This window comes from Arthrobacter sp. Soil764 (assembly GCF_001428075.1).
GTDB lineage: Bacteria > Actinomycetota > Actinomycetes > Actinomycetales > Micrococcaceae > Arthrobacter.
Genome location: NZ_LMSI01000008.1, coordinates 51610 through 71301, shown reverse-complemented (window position 1 = coordinate 71301; position 19692 = coordinate 51610). Strand labels below are relative to the sequence as shown.

General features: G+C 65.2%; 16 protein-coding genes. 7 read left to right on the top strand and 9 right to left on the bottom strand.

What is annotated here, in order from left to right:
* Positions 1-62: 62 nt before the first annotated feature.
* The 4 genes from ASG86_RS20970 to ASG86_RS06940 all read right to left on the bottom strand — a co-directional run bounded on the left by ASG86_RS20970 (position 63) and on the right by ASG86_RS06940 (position 4065).
* Positions 63-809 carry a DUF222 domain-containing protein gene (locus tag ASG86_RS20970; protein ID WP_235565122.1) on the bottom strand — a complete coding sequence of 249 codons (747 nt, stop codon included), beginning with the start codon at positions 807-809 and terminating at the stop codon, positions 63-65.
* A gap of 1006 nt (positions 810-1815) precedes the next feature.
* Complete coding sequence (locus ASG86_RS06950) at positions 1816-2211, bottom strand: DUF1622 domain-containing protein (RefSeq protein WP_056331915.1); 396 nt, start codon at positions 2209-2211, stop codon at positions 1816-1818.
* A gap of 69 nt (positions 2212-2280) precedes the next feature.
* Entirely contained in the window at positions 2281-3141 is an 861-nt protein-coding gene (locus ASG86_RS06945) for an SDR family oxidoreductase (protein ID WP_056331914.1), read from the bottom strand.
* 3 nt (positions 3142-3144) lie between these two features.
* Positions 3145-4065: an MSMEG_6728 family protein gene (locus ASG86_RS06940; protein WP_056331912.1), complete on the bottom strand. Its 921-nt coding sequence runs from the start codon at positions 4063-4065 to the stop codon at positions 3145-3147.
* A 156-nt stretch (positions 4066-4221) separates the two neighbouring features.
* Here ASG86_RS06940 and ASG86_RS06935 point away from each other — a divergent pair, with 156 nt between their 5' ends.
* Positions 4222-4809 (top strand): hypothetical protein, encoded by a 588-nt coding sequence (locus tag ASG86_RS06935; RefSeq protein ID WP_056331910.1) that lies wholly within the window; start codon positions 4222-4224, stop codon positions 4807-4809.
* Positions 4810-4990: 181 nt separating this feature from the next.
* Here the strand turns inward: ASG86_RS06935 and ASG86_RS06930 are convergent, their stop codons facing one another.
* Positions 4991-5641 (bottom strand): LysM peptidoglycan-binding domain-containing protein, encoded by a 651-nt coding sequence (locus tag ASG86_RS06930; RefSeq protein WP_056331935.1) that lies wholly within the window; start codon positions 5639-5641, stop codon positions 4991-4993.
* A gap of 311 nt (positions 5642-5952) precedes the next feature.
* On the opposite strand from ASG86_RS06930, the gene ASG86_RS06925 reads away from it, so the two are divergent.
* From ASG86_RS06925 to ASG86_RS06915, 3 genes are all read left to right on the top strand, one after another.
* A complete protein-coding gene (locus tag ASG86_RS06925) occupies positions 5953-7014 on the top strand; it encodes an adenosine deaminase (RefSeq protein WP_200946184.1) in 1062 nt (353 codons plus the stop codon).
* A 261-nt stretch (positions 7015-7275) separates the two neighbouring features.
* On the top strand, positions 7276-8226 hold the full coding sequence (locus ASG86_RS06920; protein ID WP_056331908.1) for a pullulanase X25 domain-containing protein: 951 nt from the start codon (positions 7276-7278) through the stop codon (positions 8224-8226).
* Between the two features lie 108 nt (positions 8227-8334).
* Positions 8335-8649, top strand: a complete 315-nt coding sequence (locus tag ASG86_RS06915) for an acylphosphatase (protein ID WP_056331906.1) — start codon at positions 8335-8337, stop codon at positions 8647-8649.
* 31 nt (positions 8650-8680) lie between these two features.
* On the opposite strand, the gene ASG86_RS06910 is transcribed toward ASG86_RS06915, so the two are convergent.
* The 4 genes from ASG86_RS06910 to ASG86_RS06895 all read right to left on the bottom strand — a co-directional run bounded on the left by ASG86_RS06910 (position 8681) and on the right by ASG86_RS06895 (position 16572).
* On the bottom strand, positions 8681-12349 hold the full coding sequence (locus ASG86_RS06910) for a TM0106 family RecB-like putative nuclease (RefSeq protein WP_056331903.1): 3669 nt from the start codon (positions 12347-12349) through the stop codon (positions 8681-8683).
* Between the two features lie 95 nt (positions 12350-12444).
* Positions 12445-13647, bottom strand: a complete 1203-nt coding sequence (locus ASG86_RS06905; protein WP_056331901.1) for a TerC family protein — start codon at positions 13645-13647, stop codon at positions 12445-12447.
* Positions 13648-13684: 37 nt separating this feature from the next.
* Positions 13685-15391 (bottom strand): RecQ family ATP-dependent DNA helicase, encoded by a 1707-nt coding sequence (locus tag ASG86_RS06900; RefSeq protein ID WP_056331899.1) that lies wholly within the window; start codon positions 15389-15391, stop codon positions 13685-13687.
* Between the two features lie 206 nt (positions 15392-15597).
* Positions 15598-16572, bottom strand: a complete 975-nt coding sequence (locus ASG86_RS06895; protein WP_056331897.1) for an aldo/keto reductase — start codon at positions 16570-16572, stop codon at positions 15598-15600.
* 314 nt (positions 16573-16886) lie between these two features.
* Here ASG86_RS06895 and fdhA point away from each other — a divergent pair, with 314 nt between their 5' ends.
* From fdhA to ASG86_RS06880, 3 genes are all read left to right on the top strand, one after another.
* On the top strand, positions 16887-18104 hold the full coding sequence (gene fdhA / locus ASG86_RS06890) for a formaldehyde dehydrogenase, glutathione-independent (RefSeq protein ID WP_056331894.1): 1218 nt from the start codon (positions 16887-16889) through the stop codon (positions 18102-18104).
* A gap of 113 nt (positions 18105-18217) precedes the next feature.
* On the top strand, positions 18218-18571 hold the full coding sequence (locus tag ASG86_RS06885) for a GNAT family N-acetyltransferase (protein WP_056331892.1): 354 nt from the start codon (positions 18218-18220) through the stop codon (positions 18569-18571).
* A gap of 145 nt (positions 18572-18716) precedes the next feature.
* Positions 18717-19667: a serine hydrolase gene (locus ASG86_RS06880; RefSeq protein WP_056331890.1), complete on the top strand. Its 951-nt coding sequence runs from the start codon at positions 18717-18719 to the stop codon at positions 19665-19667.
* Positions 19668-19692: the final 25 nt, after the last annotated feature.

Below are 19692 nucleotides of genomic sequence, written 5' to 3'. Positions count from 1 at the left end.
GGAGTGAATTTACGTCGTGTCGTGCTCACAAGAACACCTTCCCGCAGAATCCAAGGATCCCGCTACTTCAGGTGTCCACCAACAGAGGTTAACCCCACGCGGGCGGTGAGGGCGGTTCGTTGGGCGGGGGTGAAGAGGCGGGTTTTGCGGCCGAGGTCGAGGATTTCGCTGTGGGTGCCCAGGAGCGCGGGGATGATGTCGGCGTCACAGGCAATTTTGCGGAGGGTGGCCGCGGCGACGGGCCCGGTGAACGCGAAGGTTCCGGTCCCTGTCCGTGTTCCTGCCTGGGTTCCGCGGTGTGCCCCTGGTGTTGATTCTGTTGTTTCGGATGAGGTGGTGAGCGGTCCCGGGAACAGGTCCTGGTAGTGGATGGTGGCGATGATTTGGGGGCGGTTGCCGCCGGTGGTGGGCAGGGTGGTGGTGGCAAGGGCGGTTTTGGCGGCGGTGATGATGCCGTCGAGTTGTTTTTGGGCCCGGGTGCGGCGGTCCAGGTCTATCGGAGCGGTGTGGGCGCTGTGTTCGGTTCTGTTGTTCGCCGTGGGGCTGTCCCCGGCACCTGTGCCTGCACTGGCGTCTGCGGTGCTGTCGTTTCCGGTGTTGTCGTTGCCGGTGCTGGTGTCCCCGTTGGAGGTGTCTGGGGTGGTGGTGCGGGGGTTGGTGGCGCTGTTCATAACGGTGAGGAGGTATTCGTATTGGTCGGTGGTGGCGAAGATTTCCACGTGGTGCAGGCCGTGGCGGGGTTTGCGGATGAAGGCGCCTTGGGTGTGGCGGAGGGCTTCTTCGGTGGGTTCGGTGCCGTCGGCGTCGATGGTGTCGGTCCAGCGTTGGGCCAGGCGGCGGTGGTGGCGGCGTGGGTGAGGTGGTGTTCGATCCGGTCCAGGGTGTCCGGGGTGGTGTGGTGCTGGAGCCGGTCCAGGGTGGCGGTGATGATGGTCGCCGCGTGCGAGGACACTGCCGGTGCCGGCCCTGGCCCGGCCATGATCACCGGCTCGGTGGTGGGCCCCGTGTCCGGGGTGAGGGCGGCGGCGAGGTGTGGCCGGGCTGGGGGGAGTGGTTCGCCGGTGAGGGCGGTGCCGGGGAGGACCTGCCGGGCGAGGGTGAGGCGGCGGCGGGCTTCGCGGATGGGGATCCGCAGGCGGAGGCGGAGGAACTCTGCGGTGTTCCGGCAGCCGTCATCGGCCGGGGACGCCACCAGTTGGCCAGGTGCAGCGGCTGGTCCGGGTTGGGAGGGCAAGCCGGGGCAGTTGGCGTCGGTTTCGCTCACAGCTGCCGGGCCGGTGTTCAGGGGTTCGACCACGGGTCCGGTGCCGGTGTTCAGGGTTTCGACTCCGTTGATGTCCCACCCGGTGTCCCATCCGGCGATCCAGCCCCGGGCCCGGCTGGTGCGGGTCTTGGCTGTGGCGGTGTCGCTGATGGCCTGGGTGCGGGTCCGGTCCACAGCGCCGGCCGAGAGGATCTGCAGGTATTCAGCGGTCCGGACCAGTTCCTCAACCGCGTCGGCGAAGTCGGCGGCCTCGACATAAGAGGCGGACGCCAGCACCTCCGGGGCGGCCAGGGCAGCGGCCGCAAGCTGCCCACGCAGCTGCCTGAGCCCATCCCGTGCCACCGCAACTGCCGGCGATGGAAGGCCCTGGGATTGCTCTGAAGGCTGCTTACCCGGGACGGCCTGAAGGTGGGGCGGGCGCGGCAGCCAACTGCCGGCGTCGTCCGCCTTCCCAAGATCTTCCCCGATGGCCTCCATAACCCAACTCTGCCAGCGACCACTGACAACGAAGACACCCCAAAACCCCTATGTGGAAAACCCGAACAGGGCGTTTATCCCTCTGGAGCGGTGGCACCGGAACGGACCGGCGAAGCTTCCTTTTGCCAGGGCCAGCGCCCCGTGATTTCCAGTTCCAGGGAGAAGCTAAGGAATGTCCTGATCAGCACGATGATGGCCAGCACACCTACGCTGGTGAACGTGGGCGTGACGGCAACGGTGCGGATAATGTCGGCGGCGACGAGCAGTTCGAGCCCCAGCAGGATGGACCGGCCCAGCAACTGCCGGTAGGAGCGGTAGAAACTCAGTTTCTCCGCGCCCTGTGGGAGCTGCCGTGGCTGATGGCCACGGATGGCCAGCGGGAGGGAAACCACGGCTCCGATCACCATCACCGCCACTCCTGCGAAGTCCACCAGTTGCCCAACCGTCTCAATGACCTGCCGAAAATCCATGCTCCGCCTTACCTCGGGCCAGGCGTCCCGTGGCCAACCTGGCTGTGACCATTTGGACGGCGGCCTCCGTCATGGATGGCGGACGCCGTGCCCTGCCATGACGTCCTTGTACCCTTCCCGGAACGTGGGAAACGTGAAGGTAAACCCGGTGCCGCGAAGCAGGTCGTTGCGGCAGCGCTTGTTGCCTCCACGGGCGGGACCGGCGTCGCCTACGGGGGGTTCGGGCTGGCCAAGTTCGGCGGCAAGGAAGCGCAACACGGACCCCAAATCGGCGGGCTCATTGTCCACTCCGACATAAGCAGGCGCTGGCGAATCCGCCATTGTGGCGAGGTGCACAATCGCGGCCGCGGCGTCGTCTCGGTGGATCCGGTTGGTATAGCGCACGTCTTCGGGGATGACTGCAGCGCCCGTTTTCACCTGGTTGATCAACCGCGTCCGGCCAGGACCATAAATGCCACCAAGTCTGAGGGCGGTGCCGGCAGTGCCCGTTCCCGCAAGCCTGGCGTGGAGCAGCTCTTCGGCTTCCACCAGGACCCTCCCCGAGAAGCCGCCGGGATCCGGCTGGGTGGATTCATCCACCCAGCCTCCACCCGCATCGCCGTAGATTGCCGTCGAGGAAACAAAGAGGACCCGGTCCGGGCGCACGCCATCCCGTTCCAGCGCGTCCAGGACGTTTGCCACCCCACGTACATACGCCGCGCGGTATGCCTCCTCCGAGGGGGAATCGGCAGCGACGGCAATGACGACGGCGGTGGTATCCGCAGGCACCCGCGGCAAGTCAGGCGATCCCAAGTCCGCCGCGGCACCTTCGATGCCTGCTGGCAGTTTTGCGGGAGACCGGCGCCATCCCACCACCCGGTGCCCCAACTGGGCGAACCTGAGCCCTGCCTCCGTGCCCAGGTCCCCGCACCCTGCCATAAGAATCGTCATTTCCTACGGTGCCTCCACCGGGAAGAAGACGCGGGGGTCCTGCAAGAGTGCGGGGTAGGCGAATACGGAACGGTCGATGATCTCCGTGACCTCGAAATTCCTGCCGAACCGGCCGTCCTCAAGGGTGATGGGACGCCCCACTACCTGCCCCACCGCAAACCTGGCCCCATTCTCGAATGGAACCGCAACCGGCGTTTTCCCGGGGAGGGTCCGGAAGGCCTCCTCCTGCGCCTGGCGTTTGCGGGTGGGCTTCTTCAGTTGCGGCTTGGGCGGGGCCTTCTTCGGCGCTCGGGACGGCCGGCGGGAGCCGTCGTCCACATAGACGGGGGAGTAGCCGTCATCTCCGGCGGACATGGCGGCCGCGGCAGCAGCGCTCCTGTTCACCGGCGGAAGCGCCACTGTGCTGAGCCGCTGCGGGTCGACGTCGTCATGGGGGTCCCTAAGGATCCACAGAATGTCCCCTTCCGGCTCCTGAGGCAGGAATTCGTGGCGGGGCTCGGGCCAGACGTAGTCCATCTCCGGGACGGCGTCCGGGAAGAGGGAGGCGTAGAACTTCGGTTCCTTGTGCACCAGCTTGGACCGGTGGCTCAGGTGGAAGTCGGGTTCCCCGAGCCATGGCGGCAGGATGATCCTGTCCGCGTAGTCCGGATGAGCCGCCTGGGGTGCGAACTCGGCGATGTTGGCGCGGGTGTTGTCAGGGTGGCCGCGCTCGATCCATTCGTCCGCCATTGCCAGTCCGTACAGGGTGAGGGCCGGCACATGGCCCATCCACATGCGGATGGCGGGGTGGGTCTGCCAGCCGTAGTCCGGAATCACCAGCGCACGGAGCGTTTGCAGTGCTTCGACCCGCTGCTTACCCAGCCGTGCGGTGTCAAGGGCTTTGGCGCTCTGGCGGAAGTCGGGGTAAGGGAGGAAGGTTTGCATTCATTCAGTCTGACGGTCCCCGGCGGAAGTGCCAATTGCTGTGCCGGCTGCCACAGCATCGGGTGCATTCTGTCCAAATAGTGGACGCATACATACGGCATTCAGGTTGACCCACTAAGATCTCCGCAACCCCAACCGCGTTTCGGAAGCTCTCTCATGACATCTACATCTGACAAAGCCGTCACCCACGCCCGCACCGCCCCGCCCCGTTACGGGCAGATGCTGGGCCCTGAAGCCCAGGGAATCCTGGTCCTCGACGAGTTCACCATCGATCCTGCCGCCGCACGCAAGGACCAGCACCGGTTCCGCGACGGCATGGCCGCCGTCGCCAGGACGGTCCGGCGTATTGCCGCCCTTCGAGTGGTCATTGCGCTCGTAGCCATCGGCAACCTGCCGCTGTTCCTGCTGTCCAGCGGCTGGTGGATCTATGGAGTTTCGCTCACCCTAGTTGTTGCAGTCCACGTGGCCGTGACACTGCTCAACCGGCACGAGCCACGGCTCAAGCAGCGCTCAGCCCTGGAACTGCACATGCACCGCGAACGCAGCGCCAACTACCGTAAGGTGCGCGACGCCGTGAAGTACATGATCGACACCCCCACCCGCATGAACGAACACCTCTACCTGGAGTTGCTCGCCGTCAAGCGGGTCGCCCTTAACCTTGCGCACGGCACGGTTGCCTTGCTGGACACCAGCGACGACTCCGCCTGGAAGGTGCGGATCGTCCGGGAACTGCCGGCCAGCTGACCGCCTTTTTACCGTCCGCTGCGGCAGCGGGCTGAGGATTAAAGAACGACGCCGGCACATCCCTTGTGGGGGTGTGCCGGCGTCGTTTTTGGTCAACGGAATTTGTCTATCGCCGACCTGTCTGTGTCGCCTTCAAGAGAGGCGGGGCGGCCAAGGCCGCCAGTGATGCTGCCGCGGGTTGTTACGCGGGAAGCTGGATGACCTGGCCCTCGAACACGAGGTTCGGATTCGAAATGGTGTCCAGGTTGGCGTCGGCAAGGTGCTGCCAGCCGCCCTGGATGCCCAGCTTCTGGGCGACAATGCTCAAGGTGTCCCCGGCCTGCAGGGTGTAAGTCTCGCCGCTGAGGGCAACGGACGTCGCGTGCCGCGGCGCCTGTTGGACCGGTGCGCTTTGGACCTGAACGCTTTGCGCGGGAGCAGCCTGTACGGGAGCAGCCTGAACGGGGGCAGCCTGCACCGGCGCGCTCTGGACGGGCGCTCCGCCGCCACCACTCAGGCCAAGCTGGGCCGCGCAGGACGGCCAGGCACCCCAGCCCTGTGAAGCCTGGACCCGCTCGGCTACCGCAATCTGCTGTTCACGGCTGGCGTTCTCTGGCGAACCGGTTCCGCCGTAGGCAGCCCAGGTGCTGGGGGTGAACTGCAGGCCGCCGGAGAAGCCGTTGCCGGTGTTTATGGACCAGTTGCCGCTGCTCTCGCACTGCGCGAGTGCATCCCAGGTGGACGTGGGGGTTGCTGCGTTGGCCGCCGTGGCAGAAAGTGCCAAACCTGCCGCGGAGACGGCGGCCAGGGTGACTCCGCGGCGTGCGGCAGTACGGAATTTGGTGTTTTTCATGATGGTGATGCTCCTGAAGGCCACCAGCGCTGGCTCCGTCCCCGGAGATCATCGCGCCACTGCCCGCCCCTGACGAATAGAGGTCACTGTCGGTGGCTGCCGCTGGGCAGTTCTGGTGGAGGCAGCACCGGGCAATCAAAGAGCCCACTGAACGGGCATACATTTCACGCTAGGACATCACAGGGCCGTTATCAAATCGAGATTCCGGTGGGCGTGCCGGGTCCAGGCCACGGCGGCGGCCGGGCCAAGCACCCCCAAGGCCTTGAAATGCCGGGAAGGCGCGAAACCGGGAGGGGCACTATCCTGACCGGATGGACAACTTTGCCGGCGGCAGCATCATGCCCGAAACCGAAACGGACCCAGCGGTTCCCGTAGCCCCTGCCAAGCCCCTCCCCGTGGCAGAACTGCACCTGCACATCGAAGGCACGCTGCAGCCCGAGCTTATCTTCGCCTTGGCCGAACGCAATGGCATTGAGCTGCCGTACTCCGGGCTGGACGAACTCCGCGAAAAGTACGAGTTCACCGACCTGCAGTCCTTCCTGGACCTCTACTACGCCAATATGGCTGTGCTGCGTACCCAGCAGGACTTCGCTGACATGACCCGCGCCTACCTGGAGCGGGCTGCCGCCGCCGGAGTCCGGCACGCGGAGATCATGATGGACCCGCAGGCGCACCTCTCCCGCGGCATTCCCCTGGAAGCGTGCGTCAACGGTGTGGCTTCGGTGCTGGCCACCTCGGAGGAGGAATTCGGCATCTCCACCCTGCTGATCGCCGCCTTCCTGCGGGATCTGCCGGAAGACTCGGCGCTGGAAGTCCTGGGCCGGCTGCTGGCCATGAACGCTCCGATCGGTGCCATCGGGCTGGACTCGGCCGAAGTGGGGAATCCTCCGTCCAAGTTCGAGCGGCTGTACGCGAAGGCGCGTGAAGCAGGCCTGCGGTTGACGGCGCATGCGGGGGAGGAGGGCCCGTCGTCGTACATCATCGAAGCCCTGGACCTTCTGGGCGTGGAGCGGATTGACCATGGAATCCGCTGCATGGATGATCCCGACCTTGTGGAGCGCCTTGTGGACGCCCGCATCCCCCTCACGGTCTGCCCTCTCTCCAACGTCCGGCTCCGCGCGGTGGACACCCTGGCGGATCACCCGTTGCCGGCAATGCTGGCGGCGGGACTGAATGTTTCGGTCAACTCGGACGATCCTGCCTACTTTGGCGGCTATGTGGACGACAACTTCGCGCAGCTGACGTCGGTGTTTGACCTCTCAGATTTCGACAAGGCGCGCCTGGCAGCGAACTCCATCCATTCTTCCTTTGCATCCGAGGAGCGGAAGGCCGAACTGCTGGCGGAATTGAACGGCAGGGAAGTGTCCGAATGACCGCCGCTGTGTCGGGGGCAACAGCCGGGCTTTCGGCCCGGTAAACTAAGTGCCGCAGGCGTGTCTGGGGAGTGCAACGCAGCACCCATGTCAGCGCTTGAGGGTTATGCAGACGGCCCTTACCCGAGACCTCCGCCTCACTTGCGGCACTATCCGCTTCATAGTCGGTCACGACACGCAGAGTTAACCAATTAAAGTCGCGCGATTTAATGGGCTGTTGGCAAGATGCCTAAGACCGATCGCTTTTATATAAGGGGAATCATGGCCAAGTCCACCGCAGAAAACACCAACCTTCGACTCAAGACCGTGCTGGTTGTCCTGACCGAAGGCGTGTGGTCCGGCGATGCACTGAACGCAGGCCAGGTCCTGGCGGAAGCAACTGCCCGGGTGCCGTTCAACGAGCACGAGGCAGAACTCCTCAGCGGCGGCATCCCGCGCGGGCACAAGACCCTCACCTCCGCCACTGCCAAGCTGGTCAAGGCCGGCTGGCTGGTCAAGGGCCGGTCTGGCTGGACCATCACCGAGGACGGCATGCGCGCCACAGTCGCTTTCCCTGATGCTGATTCCTTCGGCGCAGCGCTCGACGCCGGCACGCCCGTCCCTGCCGACACTCCCGTTCCGACGGCTCCCGAGGGCTTTGTCCGCCCGGTTTCCGCCGCCGCGGCTACGCTGCAGGTTCCGGCCAAGGACGAAGCTCCGAAGAAGACCGCCAAGAAGGCGCCTCCGAAGAAGGCAGCGTCGGCTGTGGGCAAGGCAGCCAAGGCGATCGAAGACGCCGTCGAGCCCGTGGTTAAGGCGGTCCGCAAGGGCAAGGCCTCAGCCAAGGACAAGTCTGCAGCGGCGCCAGCTGCAGCTGCCGCCCAAACCTCCACCGCCACGGAGCCGTTCGAGGGCCCGGACTTCGAAACCCTTCCGCAGCCTGAAGCTGTGGCGGTGGCTGGTGACTTCAACACCATCCTCGGCGCGCCCGAGAACTGGGCTCCGCAGTACGACGAAGCACAGATGGAGTTCGACTTCCTGGACCAGCTGTGGAAGAAGAGCGCCGAGCTTCCCGCCGGCTTCTACACCTTCAAGATCGCCCTGAACCGGTCCTGGACGGAGAACTACGGCGCCTTCGGCACGTTCGATGGTCCCAACCACGAACTGCACCACACCGGCGGCACGGTGACCATCCGTTACAACCACGCCACCCGCGACATCACCATCAACTAACGGATCGCCCTCCCGCCCAACTGGGTAGCGCTAAGTGTCGTTTTGGAGGCTCAAAACGACACTTACTGCTACACAGTTGGGAGGGGGCGTCAGGTCCAGGAGGGCATTATGGGCAGGCATGAACGCCCCGCGGGGGATGACTCGGGTCAGGAAGCGGTGCGGTTGGACGCCCGCGTGTCCGGGATGGTGCAGGCTGTGGGCTTCCGCTTCTGGACCATGGGCCAGGCTGAGGAACTTGGGTTGTCCGGTGAGGTGAGGAACCTCGACGACGGTTCGGTTTCAGTAGTGGCCGAGGGGCCGGAGCCGAAGGTGCGCCAACTTCTGGAGTGGCTCAACTCCGGCCATACGCCGGGCCGCGTGGACGACGTGGACGCCACGATGTCCGAGGCCTCAGGGAAATTCCGCGGCTTTCGCGCGCACTGAAAAGTCCGGGAACCGGGAGCTGTTTCCGCCGCTATTCCCGCGGGCTCAGCCCGATAAACGCCCCCAGCTCTTCGAGGGCGGCGGGCTTGTGCGGCATGTAGCTGGTGAGCTCGGGGGAGCGGATGATGACGGCCCGCCACTGGCCGCGGGATACTGCCACGTTGATGCGGTTCCGGTTGAGCAGGAACTCCGCGCCGCGGGGAGCCTCTGATACCGCCGAACATGCCATGGAAACCAGTACCACCGGAGCTTCCTGGCCCTGGAATTTGTCCACCGTGCCCACCCTGACATCAGACAGTCCCGCCTCTGCCAGATTCCTGCGGATCAGGTGGACCTGGGCATTGTAGGCGGCGACCACCAGCAGGTCGTGCTGCTCCAGGGGACGGGCGTCGCTGTCCGGGCCGCAGGTCCATTTCAAACCCAGGTGGCGGCGGACCTGGCCAACCACTTCCCCGGCTTCTTCTTTCGATGCAGTGCTGTTGCCGCTGTGATTGACGAACACCGTCTCCACCCCGGGTGCAAGGACCTCCAGTTCGCGAAGGGACGCGGCAGGAGCTGACTTCAGCTTGCCGTCGTAGCTGAGGTCCGACACCGCCCGGCACAGCTCCGGATGCATCCGCCACGTATCGGCCAGGAAGTAACCCAGGTTAGCGGGAAGTGTGGCGTGCCCGGCAGCGAGCCAGCCGAGGGCGGACTCATCCACTGGTTCCGGATGCGCCCCCTGGGTGACCTGCGGGAGCTGCTGGGGGTCGCCCAGCAGGAGCAGCCGCTTGGTGGCACGGCTGACTGCCAGGGTGTTGGCCAGGCAGAACTGGCCCGCCTCGTCAATGACCAGGAGATCAAGGGACCCGGCAGGGACTTCCTTGCCGGTCATGGTCCACGCGGTGCCGCCCACCAGGCATCCGCCGGGTGATGCCAGCAGGCGGGACATATCGCCTTCCGAAGTGAGGCTCCAGAGGACCGGATGAGGAGCGGCCAGTTTCTTGGCCACCACCTGCGGATTCACTCCGCCGGTCTCGATGGCCCGGCAAAGCAGGTTTTCCACCACGTTGTGGGACTGGGCCACCACTCCAATCTTCCAGCCCTCAGCCACCAGCCTGCCAATGACATGGGCCCCCACGTAGGTCTTGCCCGTCCCCGGCGGGCCTTGGACGGCGAGGTAGGAATGGTCCAGATCCCGCAAGGACTCGGTAATGGCTTCGGCGTAATCGGCGGCGCCATCGTCCCCATGCTGGACCTCTGCGGGCCCTGGCAGCGAGCGGAACCGCGGCGGCAACTTACGCAGGATGTCCAGGCCAGGCTGCGCCGGGAGGGACGGCACTGAGGAACCGACCGCGTGGGCTATGGCCGCGATGGCCGCTTCGATGCTGGCAGTACCCAGGGGCTGGTCCTCCGTCAGTGCCACCGGCAGGTGCGGATAGGCACGGACCTTTCCGGTCTCCCGCTCCGCAATGGTGATGAAGTGCTCCGGCCCGTCCGGTGCCGCCTCCAGCTCACTGATCCTGGTACCGAAAGAGTAGGCCCTGGTCCCGGGCGCAGCCTCCGGGGTCATGCCGTCAGGTCCCGGGGCGTCGTACAGCCGGCACCAGCTGGAGTTTGCCCGGAAATCGGAGCCCTCCGTCATGACGCCCCGCAGCCTCAGGACGCGGGTTTGCATCCGTTCCCGGGGTTTGGCCAACGCCCAATCGGACAGGACTTCCGCTGACGAGACAATGAACACGTTCCGCTGGTCGGACCAGTTCTCCAACGGTGCCTCGATCCGGTCGAAGTGCTGCCACCAGAACTGCTTGCGCTCACGCCGGTGATATCCGGTGGCGGCCGCCACCATGGCGATGGCGCGTTCGTCGTCAGTCCACGGGCGGTCGTCCGGCAGGCCGGCAAGATACTCGCGGAGCCTGCCTTCTTCGGCCGTCTCGTCGGCGGGGCGTGCACCGCCAGAGCCGGTTGCTGCCGGAACCTGGGCTGGTTGGCGATCAGCATCACGGGGATCGGCAGCCCCCACTCCGCCACCTTGCCTTCCGGCACGTTCAGCAGGGTTCCCGGATCTTGCTCCCAACTGGAGCAGCCAGTCCCGCAGCCGAAGGGTGGAGAGACAGTCGTACTGGTTGTAGTCGGAAATCGAGGCAAGGATGGTGTCGGCTTCGTCCCGGCGCCCGTCGTCGCGTGCGGCGCAGTAGGCGGCGTAGGCCACCACGGAAGCACCGGCATCCTTGACGTCACCGGAGCGCAGGTTGTCTCCCATGTACAGCGGTTCCAGCTTCTTGATGGAGTACGACGCTTCCGAGATCCGGAGGGAATGCCGCACCGTTGCATAGAGGTCCACCAGCAGCCCCTGCCGGAGCCAGCCGTCCACCGTGTCCTCACCGGCCTGGTGAGCGAGGGAGAGATTCCGCAGCGCCGTCTTTTCGTACGGGGCGTAGTGGTAGACGTGCATGTCCGGATACCGGGCACGCCGCTCCTCCACGTACTCCAGGAAGTCCAGGAAAGCGCGGCGTTCCCCGGAACGGGAGTGCGCCCAGAACGGGCGGAACACCGGCTCGCCTTCCGCTCCCGCAACCGGTGCCTCGATCACGCCAAAGAGGTACTCGATGCCCCAGGCGCCGGTGGCCGGGTCCTGCCACAGTGGATCGCCCTCGAAGTCGAAGAAGATGTCCCCGGCACTGGGGGCAGGCAACGAGCCGATGCTGTGGTTAGGCAGGACTGTGTAGGAGACCGTGTGCGGCTGGCCATCCTTGGTAAGCGTCCGCGAGCCGGTCGCCTGGTCCAGGCCCAGCTGCATCCGTGCCTGCGCGCGGAGGCGGACCACTGAGTTCTTGGCCTCGCTGGCCGGCATGGCCGCCAGTTCATCAATGGTGGTGATGTTTGCGTCATGGAGTTTCCGCCGCTGGACCACGGACATACCCGCAACCATCAGGAGGTCCCTGTGGATCTGCACCTGCTCCGCGCAGTAGTCGCAGCGGCCGCAATGCACGATGCCGTTCTGCTGCCACTGCACAGGGGCGTCAGCGGCCCGGTGGCTGGCTGTGAGGTGGCGGAAGCGCCGCCGTCGCTCGCGGAAGACGGGCAGCAGGTCCGGCAGGGAATGGCTGCTCCGCAACCAGTCGTCGCCGATGCGGGTGCCGAGCACCAGCGTGACGACGGGCGAGGGATCCAGCCCCATCCCGAGGAGCTGGTCGCCGTAGGCCGCCAGCTGCAGCAACGCGCCTACCTTTGCGTGCCGGGCGAGCTTGGTGTCCCAGACCTCGTAACGGCCCGGCCTCCCGGTTCCCGCGGCCTCGTTGACCAGGAAATCCGCGTAGCCCAGGAATTCGCCGTCGAAGAAGGTGGCCTGGAAGACCACGTCCGCTCCGGATCTTAGGGCAAGTTCGGTTTCTGCATGTTTGGCCTGCAGCTCGCCACGCAGGTTCTCGCCGCGCTCCAGGGAGTAGACCCCCGACCCGCGGCTGGCATCCCATTCGCCATACTTGGCAACCAGGCTTGCGAGCACGGTCTGCTCGTGCCGATCGCCCAGCTCACCGGCACGCCTCTGCATCTCATCAGCGGGGAATTCCACCTTGGGAGCGCGTTCCAGCTTTTCGTCCAGGATGCGGAGCGTGCGGTATTCACACTCGGATGCAGCAACAAGGTCGCTGGCTGAGAAGACCAGGTCCGGCGGCGCAGCGGAACCGTCATGGCCAACGGCAGCGTCCAGCAGAAACACGGGGCCTCCCCAACTGTTTGCGGGCCCGGAGAGGGGTTCCCCTGGCCTGGAATCAAACCTAGCAAGAGGGACTGACAAACAGTCCGGCCAGCCGGTCAGCCTTCGGCGGCAGCAGCCCGGACCTGGGCCTTGTCATGCTCGGCATGGGCGTTGCGCAGCAGCTCCATGAACTCGGTTTCGTTACGGACCAGACGCTTGTACTTCTCGGGAAGCTTGCGGATCTGGGCCTCTTCGCGGCACATCTTGGCGAAGATCTTGTCGCGTTCGGCCATGTCCGTTTCGTAGTTGAGGTCCAGGTATTCGGTGGCGTGGCGCCGCGCCCCGGACACGGCGTTCTTGGCCTTGCCTTTGGGGCTGAAGATGGACGCCAGGATGGTCACCACCAGGACACCCAGGATGACGCCCAGCGAGACGCCGGTGCTTACCTCCACCACGTTGACGTGTTCGCCGTCATTGATGAAGGGAAGGGTGTTCTCGTGCAGGGCGTGCAGGATGAGCTTCACGCCGATGAAGCCCAGAATCACGGCCAAACCGTAGGAGAGGAAGATCAGCCGGTCCAGCAGGCCGTCGATCAGGAAGAACAGCTGGCGAAGGCCCATCAGCGAGAACGCGGTGGCCGTGAACACGATGAACACGTTCTGGGTGAGGCCGAAGATCGCCGGAATGGAGTCCAGGGCGAACAGGATGTCCGTGCCGCCGATGGCCACCATCACCAGCAACATCGGCGTCAGGACCCGCTTGCCGTTCTCCACCGTGAAGAGCTTGTCGCCGTCGTAGTGTTCCGACGCCGGCAGGAACTTCTTGGCGAGCCGGACCACCAGGCCTTCGGAGTCGTCGTCGTGGCTGTCGGGCTTGAGCAGGTTGCCCGCGGTGACCAGCAGGATGAGCCCGAAGATGTAGAAGACCCAGGCGAAACTGTTGATCAGAGCCGCGCCCAGGAAGATGAACGCCGTACGCGCGATCAGGGAGAACACGATTCCGAACAGCAGCACCTTCTGCTGGTCCGCGCGTGGCACCTTGAAGCTGGCCATGATGATGAGGAAGACGAAGAGGTTGTCCACTGACAGCGCCTTCTCCGTCACATAGCCTGCGAAGTATTCGGTGCCCATCTCGGGTCCGCCGAACAGCAGCACCGCCAGCCCGAACAGCACCGCAATGCCAACGTAGATGGCGGACCAGATGGCGGATTCCTTCAGGGAAGGGGTGTGGGCCTTCCGGACGTGGAAGAAGAAGTCGAAGGCCAGCAGCCCCACGATTCCTGCAATGGTCAGGGTCCAGACATAAGCAGGTACTTCCACGCGGCGGGCCTTTCGTCGGAGTGTCCCTCCAGCCTACCTAAGCGGGCTTCAGGAGTTCATTCTCCACAACGGCGGACCGGGACAGCGTCTTGTACCCTTCCTGCTCAAAGAGCACCGTGATGACATCGTCCTCGTGGCGCATCACCAGGCCGGGGCCCCACTCCTTGTGGACTACCGCGGATTGAAGCGGGAATGGTTCGTGGGCCGCGGAAGCCGGCCCGCCGCCGTCGGACGCCTTGCCTGCCTGCTTTTTGCCCTCTCCCTGGTCCGGCTCCGGCACGTGCACCGAAGCGGCGGCAGCGGCACAGCCGTCACAGTTTCCGCACGGCTCCGGCAGGGCCTCGCCGAAGTAGCCCAGCAGGAACTGCCGCCGGCAGCCGTCCGTCTCCGCGTAGGCGCGCATCATGGTGAGCCGGGACTGGTCCACGCGCTGCCGGGCCTCGGCGAGTTCGACGGCGTCGCCCACCAATGTGGGGAGCTTGGCTTTGGAGGTCAGCCGGATTCCACGCTTACCTGTGGTGACGGCGCCAATTTCCTCCAGCTGGTTGATGAGTCCGGTGATGCGGCGGGCGGGTAACCCGGTCAGCTCTGCCAGGGATGCCTTGGGCGCCGGAGCCTTGGCGGTCTTGAGGATCTTCAGCACAGCCATCAGCGAATCCGGATCGGGGGAGTGGGTGCTGAAGAACTTCCGCAGGCCCAGGTCCTCGGAGCGGTAGTGCAGCACGGCGGATGCGGGTTCGCCATCCCTGCCTGCCCGCCCGATCTCCTGGTAGTAGGAATCCAGGGATTCCGGGATGTCCGCATGCACCACAAACCGGACGTTCGGCTTGTCGATGCCCATGCCGAACGCGGTGGTGGCGACCACGACGTCCAGCTTGTCGGCCAGGAACAGCTCGTGAATGTGTTCCCGGTCCTTGGCGGAACGGCCTGCATGGTAGGCCTCCGCGCGGAGCCCCTCCTTTTCCAGCTTGGCCGCGTATTTCTCCGTGTCCTTCCGGGTGGCCGCATAGAGCAGGCCCTGCCCCTCCCCGGCCAGGTCCGCTACCTGGGCGAGCACCGCCTTGCGCTTGCCCTTGTCCTCATGGTGCCGGACCACGTCCAAGCTGATGTTGGGCCGGTCGAAGCCGTGGACCAGGACCAGGGCGTCCTTCATGCCCAGCCGCTCCACGATCTCGTCCCTGACCGGCGGGGAGGCGGTGGCGGTCAACGCACCCACGGGAGGGTTCCCCAACTGCTCCCGGACATTACCCAAGGCCAGATAATCGGGCCGGAAGTCGTGGCCCCAGGAGGAAACGCAATGGGCCTCGTCCACCACGAACAGTGAGATGTCCAGGGCTTTGATCCGGTCCACGGTGGCTTGCTTGGCCAGCTGTTCGGGGGCGAGGAAAAGGAACACCGCCCTGCCGTCCTCAACGCCCTGCCAGGAAGCCTCGACGTCGGTGTCGCTGTGCGAGGAGTTGATGGCCACCGCCGCACCAGGCCCCAGGACATGGGCCAGGCCGTCCAGCTGGTCCTCCTGGAGGGCAATTAGCGGTGAAACCACGACGGCGGGACGTCCCCTTGTGTTGTGCAGGTGCAGGGCAGCGATTTGGTAGATGGCGGACTTGCCGTATCCGGTGGGCATGACGGCGAGGACGTCGCGGCCGTCCGAAAGGGCTGCCATGCCTGCTAATTGGCCGTCCCGCAGGTGGGGCAGGGAGAAGGGAGATTCAGCAAGGGCCCGAAGGGCTGGTTCGTCGGACATGAAAAGTGGCTCCGCACAGACGAAAACTGGGGCCGCTTGCTTCAGCCGTAGCAACCACCCTACGCCAGCCCCGCCCGGCCGTCGCAACCTTGGGGTGCTGGCAACTCCCCGCCGCCGCAACCTTGGAGTGCTGGCAACTCCCCGCCGTGAGGACTTTTCCCCTCGGCGTGCGACGGGGTTTTGTCCATAAGGCGAGGATCGGGCGCCTACGTGTCGATGGGGGACATATCCGGGTAGCGCGCGCCGGCAACGGCCCCTGTCGGTGCCAGCTGGTCCAGCTGTTGCAGCTCGTCCTCCCTGAGCTCCACATCCACGGCACCCAGGTTTTCCCGCAGCCGTTCACGCTTCTTGGTGCCCGGGATCGGGACAATATGCTCGCCCTGCGCCAGCAGCCAGGCCAGGGCCAGCTGGCCGGGAGTGCACTGTTTTTGGTCGGCCAGCTCCTTGACCCGGTCCACGAGTTCCAGGTTGCGGGTGAAGTTTTCCCCCTGGAAACGGGGAGAGCGCCGCCTGAAGTCGTCCTCGGCGAAATCGTCCACGCTGCGGATCTGGCCGGTGAGGAAACCCCGGCCCAGCGGGCTGTAGGGCACAAAACCGATGCCCAGTTCGGCGAGTACCGGGAACACCTTGGTTTCAGGCTCCCGCTCCCACAGCGAATATTCGGTCTGCAGGGCTGTGATGGCGTGTACTGCGTGGGCCCGGCGGATGGTGTCCGCGGCCGCCTCGGACAGGCCCAGGTACCGGACCTTCCCGGCCTGGACCAGTTCGGCCATGGCGCCAACGGTGTCCTCGATAGGGACGGCCCTGTCCACCCGGTGCTGGTAGTACAGATCGATGTGGTCCACGCCCAGCCGCTGGAGGCTGGCGTCGCAGGCGGACCTGACATATTCGGGGCGGCCGTTGATGCCAACCCAGGAACCGTCTTCGCGGCGTTCATTTCCGAACTTGGTGGCCAGGACAACATCTCCGCGGCGGCCGGCGATGGCGCGGCCCACCAGCTTTTCGTTGGTGAAGGGGCCGTACATGTCCGCCGTGTCCAGCAGGGATCCGCCGGCGTCGAGGAACTCGTGGATGGTGGCCATCGACTCCTGCTCATCGCCGTCGCCGTAAAACTCGCTCATGCCCATGCAGCCAAGGCCCAGGGAAGACACTGTCAGTTGTCCAAGAGTGCGCGTTTTCATGGGTTCTCCTCAACGGTGGAACGTACCGTGGAACCGGCCCACCTGGGTGCGTTTCCAGAACAGCGGGAGCCGGTTGCTGCCGCGTAGGCCACAATAACCGTTTCCCCTATGGAATGCTCCCCTAAACAAGGGGCTTCCTACCCCTAGACCGTTGTCAGGGGCCCTCCCTAGACTGGGCGGATCCCCACCCGGGAACCGGTACCTGACCGCGCTAAATCTCCAAAAACCCAAGGGCCAGCACTGTTCCCACGCGGGATGTCTCACCTACCCAGATCACGGCCGTCCCACCGGACGCCTGACTACAGGAGCGATAGATGACAGGGAACAAAGCCGTTGCCTACAAAGAAGCCGGCAAGGTGGAAGTAATCGATATTGACTATCCGACGTTTGAGCTCAAGGACGGGCCAGGCGTCAACCCCGCGAATGTGGGACGCCCGGTCAACCATGGAGTGATCCTCAAAACGGTGGCCACCAACATTTGCGGATCGGACCAGCACATGGTCCGTGGGCGCACCACTGCTCCGCCCAACCTGGTGCTGGGCCACGAGATCACCGGCGAAGTGGTGGAGGTGGGCCGTGACGTCGAGTTCATCAAGGTGGGTGACCTCTGCTCCGTGCCGTTCAACATCGCCTGCGGACGCTGCCGGAACTGCAAGGAACGCAAGACAGGCATCTGCCTCAACGTGAATCCGGACCGCCCGGGCAGCGCCTACGGCTACGTGGACATGGGCGGCTGGGTGGGCGGCCAGGCCAACTACGTGCTGGTGCCCTATGCGGACTGGAACCTGCTGAAGTTCCCGGACAAGGACCGGGCCATGGAGAAGATCCTGGACCTGGCCATGCTCTCGGACATCTTCCCCACCGGGTTCCACGGCGCCGTGTCCGCGGGCGTGGGCGTGGGCTCCACTGTTTACGTCGCCGGGGCTGGTCCCGTGGGCCTCGCAGCGGCGACGAGCGCACACTTGCTGGGTGCCGCCGTCGTGATTGTGGGCGACCTTAACGAGGAACGGCTGGCGAGGGCGCGCAGCTTCGGCTGCGAGACGGTGGACCTTACCAAGGGAGGCCCGGCGGAGCAGATCGAGCAGATCCTCGGCGTGCCTGAGGTGGACTGCGGCGTGGACGCGGTGGGCTTTGAGGCACGGGGACACGGGCATGGCAAGGACGCCGAAGAAGCACCCGCCACCGTGCTGAACTCGCTGATGGACATCACCGCGGCAGGCGGCGCGCTCGGTATCCCCGGGCTGTACGTGACAGGCGATCCGGGTGGCATCGACGAGGCCGCCAAGAAGGGGTCACTGAGCCTGAGCCTTGGCACCGGCTGGGCGAAGTCGCTGAGCTTCACCACGGGCCAGTGCCCGGTCATGAAGTACAACCGGCAGCTGATGATGGCCATCCTGAATGACAAGGTCAACATCGCCAAGAACGTCAATGCCAAGGCTATTCCGTTGGAGGAGGCACCGAAGGGCTACGCGGAGTTCGACGCCGGCGCAGCCACCAAGTACGTCCTGAATCCCAACGGCTACCTGAGCTGACAGGACGGCGGACGGGGACGCCGCCGGGGAACCATCGTTTGCGGAAATAAGTGCTGCCCGTGCCGGGTTAGGCTTTGCACGGGCAGCACAACCCCGCAAACGAAGGAGTTCCCTTGAGTGACATCACCGTCCGCCACAACCCCGGGCGCGAACGCTTCGAGATCCTCGACGCCGGCAATGTGATTGGCAAGGCGGCGTACAAGGAGTACGACGGCGGGGAGTCGCCACAGCGGATCTTCTACCACACGGTGATCAACGAGGAATACGGCGGGCAGGGCCTGGCCGGCGTACTGGCCACGGCTGCCCTGGACAGTACGGTGGACGCCGGGAGCGGCATCATCCCGGTGTGCCCGTTCATCAAGAAATTCCTGGTTAAGCACCCTGAATATTCGGCCAGCGCAGTGCCCGTGACACAGGCCCACCTGGAATTCCTGGACACCGCACTGGCCGCCCGTACCCGCAGCTGAGCACATCCTCAAAACAGGCTTTCGGAACACTCCGCAAGCCTTCAGGAAGCTCCCAACCTCCGGTGATTTAATCAGCATCTATCAGCGCGGTTCATCGCCGCGCTGACGGTGTTTTTGATTGCCGAGGCGCGACAGGAGCCCTTGTATGTCCGTGCACCCCGTGGTGCCCAAGCCGGGCCGCGGTGCTCCCTTGCCGCCGCCGGGCACGCCGTCTTCAGGCAAGCCAACGTCCAGCAGAAAGCGGGGCCACAGAAGGCTGCTGGTCCTGGCCCTTGCGGTGGTGCTGGTCATCGTCGGCACCATCACCCTGGCCGTGGTTCGGTCTGTGCCGCTGATGGGCGCAGTGGTCCCCACCCAGCCGGCCATCCCCGCGTCGCCGGTGGCGGCAGCTCCGCCGTCGTTGCAGGACAGCGTGGACAACATCCTCAGTGAGGCGGACGAATACAGGATAGGACTGGCGCTCGCCGACGTGTCCGGCGGTGCGGAACGGACCTTCGGCGACGGGGACACGTTCACTGCTGCCAGCACGGCGAAGATCCTCACCGCCGCAGCCTACTACCACCTGGTGGAAAACGGGCAGGCGAGCCTGGATGATGCCATGGGCGACTACGACGCCGCGTTCCAACTCAAGGCCATGGTCAATGACAGCAACAACGACTCCTGGCTGCTGCTGATGGACGCCGTGGGCTATCCGGAGTTGATCGCCTACGCGGACTCGATCGGCGTCACGTATGATCCCGAACAAAATCTCCTGACGGCCGCGGACATGGCCCTGATCCTGAAGAAGCTCTATGCGGGAGAGCTCCTGGACAAGGACAATACGGCGGAGCTGCTCAGCTATATGCGGGACACCAATAACGAAGACCTCATTCCGGCCGGCTCAAGGGCCGGCGTGGACGTCCATCACAAGTACGGGGAAGTGTCCGGGGAACTGCATGACGCCGCACTCCTGAGCTACCGCGGTTCGACGTTCGCGCTGGTCATCTACACGGAGAACCCTGACGGTGCTCCGGATGAGCGCCAGGCCCAGGTGATCCGGGATCTGACCCGCGCCGTGGAGGACGCCCTGTTCCCGGTGGTGTTGGCGGGCAAGTAACGCCCGCCACGGCGAAGCGGGAAAC